General features: G+C 39.1%; 8 protein-coding genes and 1 pseudogene. 8 read left to right on the forward strand and 1 reads right to left on the reverse strand.

Annotation, left to right across the window (positions count from 1 at the left end; translation table 11 throughout):
• The first annotated feature begins 334 nt into the window (after positions 1–334).
• From RCG21_RS04330 to RCG21_RS33455, 8 genes and pseudogenes are all read left to right on the forward strand, one after another.
• Positions 335–2,380, forward strand: a complete 2,046-nt coding sequence (locus RCG21_RS04330; RefSeq protein ID WP_308912890.1) for a hydantoinase/oxoprolinase family protein — start codon at positions 335–337, stop codon at positions 2,378–2,380.
• A gap of 1 nt (position 2,381) precedes the next feature.
• Positions 2,382–4,367 (forward strand): hydantoinase B/oxoprolinase family protein, encoded by a 1,986-nt coding sequence (locus RCG21_RS04335; RefSeq protein WP_133338092.1) that lies wholly within the window; start codon positions 2,382–2,384, stop codon positions 4,365–4,367.
• A 244-nt stretch (positions 4,368–4,611) separates the two neighbouring features.
• The gene (locus RCG21_RS04340) at positions 4,612–6,708 is read left to right on the forward strand and encodes a sigma 54-interacting transcriptional regulator (protein ID WP_133338094.1); all 2,097 of its coding nucleotides are present in this window, start codon (positions 4,612–4,614) and stop codon (positions 6,706–6,708) included.
• Entirely contained in the window at positions 6,692–7,573 is an 882-nt protein-coding gene (locus RCG21_RS04345) for a 5-oxoprolinase subunit B family protein (protein WP_133338096.1), read from the forward strand. The genes RCG21_RS04340 and RCG21_RS04345 overlap by 17 nt, the downstream gene beginning before the upstream one ends.
• The gene (locus tag RCG21_RS04350) at positions 7,574–8,548 is read left to right on the forward strand and encodes a 5-oxoprolinase subunit C family protein (protein ID WP_133338098.1); all 975 of its coding nucleotides are present in this window, start codon (positions 7,574–7,576) and stop codon (positions 8,546–8,548) included.
• Between the two features lie 297 nt (positions 8,549–8,845).
• A complete protein-coding gene (locus tag RCG21_RS04355; protein ID WP_155925532.1) occupies positions 8,846–8,983 on the forward strand; it encodes a hypothetical protein in 138 nt (45 codons plus the stop codon).
• 155 nt (positions 8,984–9,138) lie between these two features.
• A complete protein-coding gene (locus RCG21_RS04360; RefSeq protein WP_133338100.1) occupies positions 9,139–12,309 on the forward strand; it encodes an ATP-binding cassette domain-containing protein in 3,171 nt (1,056 codons plus the stop codon).
• A gap of 35 nt (positions 12,310–12,344) precedes the next feature.
• Positions 12,345–12,437, forward strand: a pseudogene (locus tag RCG21_RS33455) (peptide ABC transporter ATP-binding protein); the annotation flags it as partial.
• A gap of 92 nt (positions 12,438–12,529) precedes the next feature.
• Here the strand turns inward: RCG21_RS33455 and RCG21_RS04365 are convergent.
• Positions 12,530–13,860, reverse strand: a protein-coding gene (locus RCG21_RS04365) for an IS3 family transposase (protein ID WP_308912891.1) whose coding sequence is annotated in 2 segments (ribosomal slippage) — positions 12,530–13,488 and positions 13,488–13,860 — 1,332 coding nt in all. Because the reading frame shifts where the segments join, the coding sequence is not laid out codon by codon here.
• Between the last annotated feature and the right edge of the window lie 20 nt (positions 13,861–13,880).

A 13,880-nucleotide genomic window follows, 5' to 3' on the forward strand; every position in this document is an offset into this window, starting at 1 on the left:
TTTCAGAATGAAAGCGCTGTATAAAACCTATTGGTGAATGAAAAATAACTTTCTTTATAGGTTTGTTTCAATATAGAAATTACATATTTCAGTTTTGAAAAATAAATACCCCCTTTTTTAAAACAACTTTATTATTATCAAGGCATTGGTCAATTTTCAATATTGGCACGTTATTTGCATTATTATTGGACAAGTGAACTTTTATTAACTTAAATTCGCTTACAACTAGAAAAGTGGTGGGAGAGGATAACTTTATAAATTCAGAATATTCCCAATAATGCAAGTTTAGTAAGCAGTCATTATAACTAAATTATTCTATTATGGAGGGTGAAACATGAGTAAATACCAGTTGGCCGTAGATGTAGGGGGAACCTTTACCGATGTGTTTATATTTAATGAAGAAACAAGGGAAATTTCAGTAACGAAAGTATCTTCAACACCGCATAATCCAGCTGAGGGGATCTTGACAGGAATTACCCAATCCAATGTTTCAACTGAAGATATTCATTTCTTTTCACATGGTACAACCGTTGGGCTTAATGCGTTGATAACGAGAAATTTACCTAAAACTGCCCTAATTACAACCCAAGGTTTTAGGGATGTTCCGGAAATTCGCCGGGGAACAAAATTGGAACTATGGGACAATTATATTGATGTGGCTCCTCCTTATATTAAAAGACGTGATCGCTTTGAAGTAGAAGAAAGAGTAGATTTTGAAGGAAAGGTTATCACCCCATTAGATGAAGAAAAAGCTAAGGATCTGGCTCGTATATTGAAAAGGCGTGAAGTGGAATCGGTTGCGATATGTTTTATCAATGCTTATAACAATGGCGCGAATGAGCTGAAAATGAAAGAAATTCTGGAAAAGGAACTTCCAGGAGTTTATGTCTGTACATCCAATGAGACTCTACCGGAGATTTTTGAACACGAAAGAATGAGCACGACCATCGTAAATGCCGTCCTCGGGCCGCTTTTGAATGATTATATTCAAAATCTTACGACAGAAATGAGAGATAAGGGATATAAAGGTGACGTTCTTTTACTTCACTCCGGTGGAGGAGTCATGACATCTGAAACGGTTTCTAAGTATGCCGCGAGATTAGCGAGTTCCGGGATTGCTGCAGGTGCTATTGCAGGTTCATACATAGCAAAATTATGCGGGTACAATAATGCAATCGGTTTAGATATGGGGGGGACAAGCACAGATATCTCCTTGATGTATAACGGTGACCTAAGGGTTACCAAGGATTGGTATATTGAGTATGGCTATCCAATCGGATTTCCAAGCATCGAAATATTAACCATCGGAGCAGGTGGGGGAAGTTTGGCCTGGGTTGACGATGGGGGAGCTTTACGAAACGGTCCTCAAAGCGCCGGAGCCGCGCCGGGTCCTGCTTGTTATATGAAGGGCGGCCATAAACCAACGAATACAGATGCGAACGTATTGCTTGGCAGATTGAATACCAAGCTGCTAAGCGGGAAAATGACCTTAAATAAAGAAGCTTCCCGAGAAGTAATCCAAGAACAAATTGGAGAATACTTTGGTTTGACTACTGAGGAAGCAGCAAATTCTATCATTAAGGTGGCCAATGCCAATATGTGTGATGCTCTACGTCTTATCTCTGTTCGCCGCGGCTATGATCCCCGCGATTTTGCATTGGTCGTGTTTGGGGGAGCAGGCGCACTTCATGGAGCCCATTTAGCAAAGGAAATGGAAATCCCAACCGTCATTGTTCCGCCATTCCCGGGGATCACTTCGGCGATGGGATGTTTATTGGTAGATGTACGTCATGATCTTTCTAAAACGTATCTAGCTGTAGCAGCGGATGTAACGGGTAACGAATTAGAAAGTGAATTTGCCAAGTTGGAAGAAGAAGCGGTGAAACTGCTGGAAGCAGATGGGATAGAGCCGGAAAATATGAACCTTATCCGCCATTTAGAAATGAGGTATATGGGACAATGGCGTTCCTTAGAGGTACCTGTAGGTCGTCCTATTCGTTCCCTGGAGGAAGCGTTGGAACGATTCCACCAAGAACATCAAAGGGAATTTTCTTTTTCCGATCGTGAACAAGTGGTTGAAATTCACGGTATTCGAGTGGCAGCTGTCGGTATTTCACCAAAACCTGCGCTTCCTAAGTTCGAACCCATTGGAACATTAGATGACGCTTTAGCAGAATATAGAGATGTATATTTTGAGGAAGGTGGCGGGTACGTCAAAACACCAATCTACAACCGTGATAAAATTCCTGCCTTAGCTGAATTTTCCGGCCCGGCAATTGTAGAACAGATGGATTCCACTACCGTAATACCGCCAGAATTCATTGTAAAAGTAGATGAATATAAAAATATCATTATGACCCATGTCAAGAAGGAGGCATAGTATGAACCAGATATATGAAGGGACAACAAAGGGATATAAGAGTAAGTTAGATCCGGTAACATTTGAGGTTCTAAAGAATGCATTTGTAAACTTGGTAGACCAAATTTCTGAGCAGATTTTAAGAACTTGTTATTCTTTTGTTATCTATAATCGTGACTTTAGTTCAGCGCTATGCGATGCAAAAGGGAACACAGTTATGCAGGGAACACAGGATATCTCGGTACACGTCGGAACTTTACATTTAAAAGCCAAAGCGATTCTTGAAGATTTTGGTGATGACATTCATCCTGGAGATGTCTTTCTGATTAATGACCCCTATCGCGGTGGAACACATTTTTGCGATGTCGGAATCATCCGTCCTGTTTTCCATGAGGGAGAACTCATTGCACTTATGCAGTCCACTGGTCACTGGGCAGATGTAGGCGGATCTGTCCCTGGTTCCTTTGATGTTCAAGCTCAAGAACATTATGGTGAGGGTACTCGAATTCCTCCGATCAGAATCTGGAGAAAGGGTGTCTATTTGGCAGATGTGGCCAATCTTTTAGTGGCCAACATGCGCCTTCCGGAGGAACGGTTGGGTGACTTGCGTGCCCAAGCGGAAGCTACTAGAGTTGGAGAAAGGCAATTGTTACAGTTGATTGGAAAGTATGGTAAAGAAACGGTTCTTACAGCGTTTGAAGAAGTACAGGATTATGTGGAAAGGTTAGCCAAGTCAAAAGTCGCTGAACTTCCTAATGGTACTTGGGAAACGGCCGATTTTATCGACATGGATCCTCAATTAGGTGACGGCTTGATTCCAATCAAGGTAAAAATGGAAATTAAGGATGACAAGATTCTTTACGATTTGAGTGGATCCCATCACTACATTGGGTGCTTCCTGAATGCCGGGTTCGGTGCTTCCTTTTCAGCTGTTGTGGCAGGAACCAAAACGTTCTTCCCTGAGATTCCTCTCAATTCAGGGTTTTATCGAGTTCTAGATGTGCATCTCCCTGAGAATTCAGTGGTAAATGCCCCATGGCCAGCTGCGGTTTCCGGTTTTTGCTCGGGAGCATATGAGAAAATTATGAATGCCATTTTTGAGCTTTGGTCACATGTTATGCCTGAAAGGGCATTAGCCTGTTCCTTCAATCTAGAATATTTATTAATTGGCGGATGGGATAAGCGAGAAAACTATGATAATTATTTTATGTGGTATGATTGGATGGCAGGTGGACATGGGGGAAGAAATGAAAAAGATGGGGCGAATGCTCTTTCTCCAGTATTTGGAGTTGGTTTAAGCATACAGCCATGCGAAGGACAAGAGCGGCTTTCTCCTGTCGTTACTACACACCATAGCATCATTACGGATTCCGGCGGACCTGGTAAGTATCGTGGTGGTTGTGGGGTTGAAAAGGGGGGGATTCTCTCCCAAATCGATCGGACCGTCATGTCATATTGTTGTGACCGTTCAAGATCCATCACATGGGGAATCTTTGGAGGGCTGCCGTCTTATCCGCAAGGGGTTTGGTTGAACCCTGGAAAAGAAAGTGAGCAGTTTTTAGGGACCATTTTCTCGAATGTGAAAGTCGGGCAAGGTGATGAATTTGTTCGCCCTTCTGCTGGTGGCGGTGGATTAGGGGATCCGTTAGAAAGAGAGCCAAAACAGGTCTTGGAAGATATTATTGATGGCTATGTTTCTATCGAACGAGCTAAAAAAGATTATGGTGTAATTATTTCAGAAATGGATAAAGAAATTGATCTTTATGAGATCGATGAAAAAGCTACTGCACGCGAAAGGGGATATATAAGGTTCAATCGGAAAGCTTGGTTGACAATGGATATTTCGGAAGTGCAAAGATTATACAATGCGGGTGAAATTGATCGGCTTGATTTAATCCGGCGTTATGGTGTGGTGCTTGATGATCACACAGGTGAAATCCTTCCTAAATCTACGAAGCAGTATCGGGAAATGTTGTATAAAAGAACGTTGCAATACTGGGAAGAATAATTAGGTTGTATCAGAAAACCCTTGATCCTGCTACAGGACCAAGGGTTTTAGTTTTAATAATTTACACGCGCTGTCCACTGAATATAATATATATTTCAATTTTGAAATTTATTATAATAATTAAAAGATTTTATAAAGTCTAACAACATTCATTTTCAAATATGAAATTTAATAGTAAAATAGAATAAAATACGTTCAAATTGTTACGGAATTATTTCTTTAATAAAGTTCTGGAGGTGAAAAGATGATCCTTTGGAAAGATCTTTTGAAACCGATTTCAACAACCATCAACCATCAGTCTTCTTTACATGAAGCTATGGAGTTGATTTGTAACGAAGGAGATGAAGTGGTTTTTGTAAAGGATAATGGGACGATAGTTGGATACTTCAATCATCAGGAATTAATTAAACAAATAGTTGAAAATGGAGACCTTCAAAAAAGGGTTGAATATCAAACGGATGTGTTATTAGTACCATTTCAAAATTCGGTTGAGTTCTTTCATAATGTATCGGTTGTTCTCGGGATAGATGAGCATGGCAAAGTGGTGGGATATTGTTCGTTAGAGGATGCAAGGAACAAATTAACACAACTTAAATTGCAACAAAAAAGCCAAATCTTTAATAGTGCCCGGATTGGAGTCATTACAACGGATCATAAATTAGGTATCACCTCTGTTAATGAGATGGCGGAAAATATACTGGGATTATCTAGTCGTTTCTTAATGAACAGGAATTATAAAACATTACTTGCGATAGATAAGCTAGAAGATGTCTTGAATGGAAAACAGTTCGTAAATGTAAACAACTCCATTAATTTTAAGCAGATAATCGGAAACTTCTCTCCACTTTTTAATGACGGAAAGATTGAAGGAATCATTCATATTTTTCATCTCCGCGAACAATTAGAAGAAGCGATAAACGAACTAGAGTGGGTCAGAAGTTTAAATGAAGATTTAAAAGCCATTTACTCTTCCGCGGACGAAGAAATTCTTGTCATTGATTCTAAAGGAGAAATTATCCGTGCAGCAGGTACCTTTCTCAAAGATTTTTGGATGTTGCAATCTTCCAATCAATTGATTGGGAAAAAGGTAAATGAACTTCAACAGAGAGGTTTTTTTAAACAAAATATACTGGAAGAGACTCGGAAAAAAGGCAAAGGGATTTTTGTTCATGAAAACGCGAGAGGAAGAAAGATCTGGTCCGTTGCTACACCCATTTTTTACGAAGATAAATTAGAAAAGGTAGTCATTATTTCAAGGGATATCACGGAAATTAACCAGCTTCGGGAAGAGTTGGAGATAGAAAAACAAAAATCCAATTTAATTAAACAAGAACTAGATGAAATGATCAAACGTAAGGACCATGAAAAAAAACTAATCTATCGTTCTAAAGTGATGGAAAATTTAGTTGAGCAAATTAAACAAATCGCCTCAGTGGATTCTACAGTTTTGCTTTATGGAGAATCCGGGGTAGGGAAAGAAGTGTTTGCTCAAACAATTCATTCTTATAGTCAGAGAAGTGAGTATCCTTTAATAAGAGTAAATTGCGGAGCCATACCTGAAAATCTGATCGAAAGTGAATTTTTCGGCTACGAAAAAGGGGCTTTCACCGGGGCGGATAAAAATGGTAAACCCGGAATGTTTGAATTGGCCAATCAGGGTACCATTTTCTTAGATGAAATTACTGAACTCCCCTTGAACTTGCAGGTTAAACTTCTTAGAGTGTTACAAGAAAGAGAAGTTATGCGAATTGGTGGCGTTAAAAGTAAGAAAGTGGATGTAAGGGTAATCGCGGCAACGAATAGGGACATAAAGAAATTGATCGAAGAAAACAAATTTAGAGAAGATCTTTACTATCGTTTGAATGTAATCCCGGTAACGATTCCACCACTAAGAGAAAGAAATCATGATATCAGCTGTTTATCTGTGAATTTCCTAGAACAGTTTAATGCTACTTACAAATGGGAAAAGGCCTTAACGAGAAAGGCATTGGATGTTCTTGAATGTTATGATTGGCCGGGTAATGTAAGAGAATTACAAAATGTGATTGAGCGATTAGTCGTAACCACGAGAGAAAACTCTATTACCGGAGAAGATGTGATGGCAGTTCTTTATGGAGAGTCAAAAGAAACAAAGTTTAAAGCTATTATTCATTCCATTGTTCCCTTAAAAGAAGCAGTCGAAGAAGTAGAGGCGCAGTTAATTAGAAGTGCGATGGATAAATATGGTACAGCAGCTAAAGCCGCTCAAGTACTCGGAATAAGTCCGGCGACCATTAGCCGAAGGATCAATAAGCTGTTTAACGAAGGAGAAAGGAGTAACCTCGATGTTTACGTTACCTGAAACCAAATTTGATTTTCTAGGGGACGAATATATTTATGCGGAAATTTCCAGAGAGATGAGTCTTGAGAATAATTTTAAAGCTCTGGCAATCACTGATGAATTGCGAAGGAGAAACATACCGGGGATTATTGATATCTGTCCTGCGAACACTTCCTATCTCGTTCGATATGATCCCGAGATGATAACTTCAACTGATTTGCATGATTATCTGATGGATATAGACATGAACAAAAGCCATCTATCTGAAATGAATCTTTTGACGAAGATCGTTGAAATTCCAACCTGGTACGATGATCCCCTTACTCGAGAATACTCCTTTAAATATAAAAATAGACATCAGCATCCGGACTTGACAGACTTTGAGTTTGCCATGAGAGTTAATGGTTTTAAGGAAAGGAATGCCTTTATAGAGGCCCATTCATCCATACCCTATTTTATTACTATGACGGGTTATATTCCGGGAATAGCCTGGTGCTTCCCATTAGGTTTGTCCAAGGAAGAAATCATCCAAGTTCCAAAATACTCCAGTCCCCGTACAGAGACTCCAAATCGTGCGGTAGGTATCGGCGGGGCATTTACCGCAGTCTATCCAGTTGATTCCCCAGGTAGTTACCAATTGATTGGCATGTCAGCCGTTCCTGTCTTTGATACTGGGTTTCGTTTAGAAGACTTGCAGAATGTCGTGCTTGCTCGTCCAGGGGATATTTGGAAATACCGTCCTATTGATGAAATTGAATATAGGAAAATTCGCTCCGAAGTAGAAAGCGGAACATTCACTTATCATATCAAAGAAGTAGTGTTTTCCCCTGAGGAGTACCTTACAAAAGGAAAAATGTATATTCGTGAACTGATGGAGGATTTTTAAATGCTTAAAGTAATTGAACCCGGCTTATCAACCACTGTTCAAGATTTAGGAAGGGATGGTTATTATCATCTGGGGATGCCGCCTTCAGGAGCTGCTGATCAATATTCTTATCAGATAGGGAATATACTTTTGGGCAATCCAGTTAACTATGCAGCGCTTGAAATAACATTGCTGGGGCCGAAACTGGAATTTTACAAAAAAACGATGATTGTCATTACTGGCGCTCCAGTTTCCTCCTATCTCAATGAACGACTGATTCCGATGTGGCAGGCGGTGGAGGTTAAACCAGGTGACGTTATGTCATTTAAATTTAACCAATTAGGTGTTTTCAGCTATTTATGTGTATCAGGGGGAATTCAAGTCCCCGAAGTGATGGGAAGTAAATCCACCTATCAAACGACCGGTTTAGGAGGATTCAAGGGGAGGAATTTAAAAGCTGGAGATGAAATTGACATTGGTGAACCTCTGCCGGGTGTTTTTAAAAATGTAGGAAAAGCCATTCCTTCTGAGTTTATTCCGATCAACGAGCAAGAAATCCAAGTAAGAGTAGTCTTAGGGTTTGCTAGTTACCTGCTAACCGATGAGGGAGTTCGGACCTTGCTTAATAATGAATGGACCGTCTCCACTGAATCAAGTAGGATAGCCTATCGATGCCAAGGGCCTTCAATAAATATAAAAAATGACGAAACTCCGTTTGGCGCTGGCAGCGGGTTTTCAAATGTTGTGGATACGACTTATCCATTAGGAGGCATTGTACTACCTAATAGTGAAGAAATAATTTTGTTTCTAAAAGATGCGACGACAGGAGGAGGCTTTATGACGATAGGAACGGTGATTAGCCCCGATCTTGATTTAATCGCACAGCTTAGACCAGCTGCCAAGATCCGGTTTACTGCAGTTACAGTAAACCAAGCGGTGCAAGTAAGAAGAGAGAGAAATAAGAAAATCGGCCTTCTTGAAGAAATACTCAAATGAATGTAGAGAGATTTTACTTATATTAGTAATTACTATTGACAGCGTGTTTATAATATTATAGTATAAAATTACCAAAATTCACTCCCAGAAGGATTACCTCTTTCAAGAGCAGTGAATATATTCTTTGAACTCAATAAGTAAACAAACTGATGAATCTTCTGAACTCCGAGAGATCGGATACATAAAGTAGATCAAAGCCAGTTGTATTATCCGGAATTATTCCGATTAATACAGCTGGCTTTTTTTGCTATATGAGTCAAAGAATCACTAGAAAAACCTGGAGAGGTGGAATTGTATATGAACATGATCAGAGATTTAGTAGACAAGTGTATCAGTTGCCATCAAGAATTAGCCCCCTGTGAAAGGAATCGCAGCGAATGTCTGGATTGCCGGGATAAAACGATTGAGGCGTACGGGGATGATTCTGAGGAGTAACAAGTGAAATGAATAGGGAAAAAGAAAAGGGCTCGGTTTAGGACTGGGCCGTTTTCTTTTATTAGTACAAATATTAATACAAAACACACAACAAATTCATTTGAAGTTGTGCTAACATGGCAATACTAGATTTAGAGAAATGGAGAGGATATCCAATGAAAATAAATCAATTAATTGCCAACAATATTAACCGTTTAGATGCGGTCTTGCCGGAAGATCAATCGTTAGGAATCGCTGGTTTGTCTGGATCTGGTAAAACCACATTTTGTCAAACCATTGGTGAAGAATCCAAGAAGCGTCTCGTTTCCTTATTACCAAAGGCTGAATACCAGTATTTATTTCCAAATATTATGGAAACAAATTTCAGTGCCATCAAAATGGAAGAGATGCCTTTAGTACTTTTTCTTGGAAGATCATCGATTTCCTCCAATCCGCGTTCAACAATTGGCACCCATACCGGCGTCTTTACAGAGATTCGCGTTAGGCTTGCTGAAATATATCATCTTTCCCCAGAAGTTTTTTCCTTTAATAATGAATTAGGCTGGTGTCCGGCTTGTAAAGGACGGGGAACTACCAAAAATGTCGAATGTCCAAAGTGTAAAGGCCGGCGCTATAATCTAGAAGTTGAGCAGAAACAACTCGAATTATTTGAAAAACCACATAGTATTTCAGATATCAATGAATTAAGCATTGAATCCATCCTTTCACTTGCAGAGGTTTTACATATTAGTGAGGCGAAACAACTTATTCTTAAAAATATTATCAATATGAATATTGGGTACTTAACATTAAATCGGATCATGGGCACATTGTCAGGAGGGGAATTAACAAGGCTTTACTTGGCGGAATTCATGGCAGCAAGTAGCAATACGGTAATTATTATTGATGAAATCTCCGTTGGAATGGATCATGAAACACTATTGAAGATATTAGAACAGATTACACAATTAGGCTATAGGAATCAAATTTGGCTGATTGATCATTCTGACACGGTACTCGATGCAACGGAAGAGCAATTATTCTTTGGACCTGGCAGTGGGAAATATGGTGGGAAAATCGTGGAAGAATCGCCACGTCCAAAACCTATCAATTGGGAACGAAATCCGTCCATGCCACCTGAATTCTATCAATTTCAAGATCTTTATTGTCGTAATATTCAAATCAGAGAAATTCAGATTCCTAAAAATAGACTGGTCACCTTTACGGGTGAGTCTGGAAGTGGTAAATCCACTCTCGTCAATGAGTGTATTGCCAAGGATTTTCTAAAGCGATACCCAAAAGATAAACTGGTCATGGTAGGGCAGGACCGAAACCAATCAATTACCAGCCGGTCAACCGTTGCGACGTTTCTTGATATCAAAAGGAGACTAACTAAATACAGTGAAGATATTGAGGATATTTTTCAGCGTTCAATTGAAGATATTATTGATGAACTTCCAAATGAAGACATTACTCACAAGCGCTTGAGTTTATTGATCAAACTTGGGCTTGGTTATTTGACGTTGGAAAGAAAAACACAGTCTTTATCGACAGGTGAATTTCAATGTGTCCATTTAGTTTCTGAGCTGTTTTCGAACTCAAGAAACCCGCATACGCTGTTTATTTTTGACGAGCCTTCAAAGGGTTTGTCACAAAATATTTTAAACCAATTTATTGATAGTGTACGGGTCATTCTACAAGATGAATCGGTTTCTATCGTGATGATTGAACATAACGCCTATATGCTGGAAAGCTCTGATTTTATTATTGATTTTGGTAAAAGACAGCTTGCACCTGTCGAGCATCTTGATGTTGTTGGTCATGATGATTTTTTTCGTCAAAATAACAGTGCAGAAAATGTGGCGCCATTGCACATTTCCTCAACACTTAAGCCTCAAAATGGTATTTACTACTTACAAGAAAATCATATTGCCTATTTTAAAAATGCCGAAAACGTCTATAAGGGCGGTATCTTAAAAAGCTTATCATCCATGGCCCGTCTGATTTATGGTGAATATGAATCTGACACTATAGCACCCGTCATCGCCATTGATCTTGAAAGACATTTGTATAGTCAATATAGTTTTCTTTATGAAATTGGCGGCATCATCAACCATATTGTTGCGGCGCATCCAACCAATAAAGATACAAGAAGTTTCGATTTTTATCATCAAGAAAATCATTGTCCATATTGTTCTGGCCGCAGGATGATTGAAAAATTTGATATAGATGTTGTTATTCAGGACAAAACCGTTCCATTCTGGGATGGCCTCCTACATCCAGACGTGATGAAGGTATTAAAACATTATAAATATCCAAAATTACAATTCCTCTTTGAAGAGATTAAGAATGAGCTCGGTCAAGATATTAGTAAAAGTTATAATGAAATGACGGAAGCAGAGAAGCATACCTTTCTATACGGTTATTGGGAAAAGACATTCTATGATAAAGAAGGAAAGACACGGCGGACATGGGAGGGCTTTAATAAAATCATTGGGATGTATATGGTTATTTCGAAATCAATCATTAAAGAGCAAATGAAAGCATCCAGAGAGATGATTAACTGCCCAGTCTGCCAAGGAACAGTGCTGAATCACCATAAAAAGCTAATCTATAGTGATACTGATATTCGAGTGATGATTGATCAGCCTATTGATCAGGTCATAAAAACAATAGGGAAGTTACCGGAATTGGAAAAACTAAAAGCGATTGTCGGCGGAGATATGCCACTTACGGAAGATGTCTCCTTACTTCCAAGGGAAACTCAAGTACGCTTGAAAATGTTCGAACTGGAACGAGCAAGCTTTGTTGGGTATGAAATAGTGTTACAAAATGTATTACCATTTTGGGACAGTATTAAAGGCAGTATCGAAGAAATAAGCAGCAAAAATCGGATCACCGTCTGTGATTTTGCCAATATTACCGAAACGAGAGAAACCATTATTGATAAGTATTTCACCAATGGTAAATACAAAAAACTAACCTATGTCTATGAAGCGTTTGGTTACAAAAAAATTGTTACCCAAATTAATAAGATTAAAGCAAGTCAGCCATGCCCGTTCTGCAAAGGGAAGAAAGTAATTTCAGAAGATAATCTTCATGATGGCGTGTTTAAATTATCGGTTCCATGTGTTAGTTGTTATGCAAGTGGCATTAATGATGAAGGTCGTAAGGAAATCGTCGATGGTATAGATGTACAAACTTGGTTAACTGGAAAAGTAAGAGATGTAGTTGCTGGAAGCTCAAATCTTGAAGCTGCCCGAGATATTCCAATTTTCAATCGTATTCGTGAATTGAATAAACGAGATATGATGGCGGTCTATCAATGCCTTGAGGAAAATAATTAAAACAAGCCATATTTTAAAACAAAGCTAGATGCCATGATGTGATAGAAAGCTCATTTTTTATGGATGGAGGGTATATTGTAGAGGAAAATGAACCGATTCAGTTATTCGGTAACCCACAGCATGAGTGAAAAAAGGCTCTCGTGAGCAAGGTGCTATAAATTAAAAAGGGAAGTTTGGCTTTAAAATGTACCCTTTGTAAAGGACATTTTGAAAAAAGGGATTAAGCAACCTGAAGAAGATGATTTCTGTATTGTACAGGGGTCATCTTTTTTAGGTTCCATTGATATCTGGTATGGTTATAGTGGCGGATATACTTGTCTATTTCACATTGAAGCTCCTCGAACGTCTTACACGCTTTTATGTTTACCTCGTCTTTCAGATGACCAAAGAATGATTCGATTGGGGCGTTATCCCAACAGTTCCCTCTCCTAGACATAGACTGACGTAACCTTAGTTTCCGAACGAGTTTTTGGAAATCGGGATGGGTATAATGTGTCCCTTGATCAGAGTGGATAAGAGCATTTTCAGCCTTCTTAAAGTTTCGATTCTTCTTTAATTTGAGTAAGGTGTTAGTGGCCAAATCCATGGTGATGCGATTAGAAAGATAGTGCGCCAATACTTCCCCGGTAGACCCGTCTTTAACCACAGACAGGTACGCTCTTTGTCCACTATGGTAGTTTAGGTATGTGATGTCCGTGAGCAGTACTTTACCTGGTGCATCTTGTTTGAATTGACGGTTTAATAGGTTAGGAACCACTCTGTGTTCCTGAGTGGCTTTCATCATTCTTCGGTATGGATTTGCTTTCCTGATTGGGCAGACAATATCATATTTTTTCATGATTCTACGGATCTTCTTCAAATTGAAGACACACTGAAATTGGCCCGCCAATGTCATTTTAATTTGACGTGCCCCTTTCATTTTACCTTTAAAGTGAAAGGCCTTTAATATCAACGCTTTTGATTCTTCATCCTTTGCATCTTGCCGTTTTCTCTGTTCTACGGACTTCTGAGAGAAATAATTATAATACCCGCTTCGTGAAACATTAGCTGCCTCACAAAGGAAACTCACCATGTGCTTCAAGTTGTATTTCTCAATGACGTACCGAATGAGGATATATTTTTGACTAGCAGGGAGTTTTACTTCACCAGCCCCCTTTCTAGCATGCGGATCTTTTTTAGGAGTTCATTCTCTGCCTTTAAGAGATTCATTTGAGCTTCTAACCTGGCATATTTCTCCTCAAGGGATAACTCCGTTACACGTGGTCTACCAGAACTTTCTTTCCTAGTGTCATTAAGTCCCAATACCCCAGCCTTCTTAAAGGCATTCCTCCAACGTTCTGAAGCTGATTTAATTCTTTGTATCCCGATAATATCAACGTCAAACCCTGCTTCTTCAAATATTTGTCTCGAGAATTTCCCCTTATTGAACTCTGAGATAAAGTGTTGCTTAAACTCATCAGAGTATGTAATTCCTTTTGAACTAACAGATTGTATATATGGATTCTTAGATAGTATAGCGATTTCTTTCTCTGTAAAAGTCTTTTTACTCATGATTTCTCCGTCTCCAGTAT

It is taken from the genome of Bacillus salipaludis, from assembly GCF_030938565.1.
GTDB classification, from domain to species: domain Bacteria; phylum Bacillota; class Bacilli; order Bacillales; family Cytobacillaceae; genus Neobacillus; species Neobacillus salipaludis_A.

Coding starts and splice junctions, on each gene's coding strand:
- RCG21_RS04330 (WP_308912890.1), top strand. CDS start 335: ATGAGTAAATACCAGTTGGCCGTAGATGTAGGGGGAACCTTTACCGAT.
- RCG21_RS04335 (WP_133338092.1), top strand. CDS start 2,382: ATGAACCAGATATATGAAGGGACAACAAAGGGATATAAGAGTAAGTTA.
- RCG21_RS04340 (WP_133338094.1), top strand. CDS start 4,612: ATGATCCTTTGGAAAGATCTTTTGAAACCGATTTCAACAACCATCAAC.
- RCG21_RS04345 (WP_133338096.1), top strand. CDS start 6,692: ATGTTTACGTTACCTGAAACCAAATTTGATTTTCTAGGGGACGAATAT.
- RCG21_RS04350 (WP_133338098.1), top strand. CDS start 7,574: ATGCTTAAAGTAATTGAACCCGGCTTATCAACCACTGTTCAAGATTTA.
- RCG21_RS04355 (WP_155925532.1), top strand. CDS start 8,846: ATGAACATGATCAGAGATTTAGTAGACAAGTGTATCAGTTGCCATCAA.
- RCG21_RS04360 (WP_133338100.1), top strand. CDS start 9,139: ATGAAAATAAATCAATTAATTGCCAACAATATTAACCGTTTAGATGCG.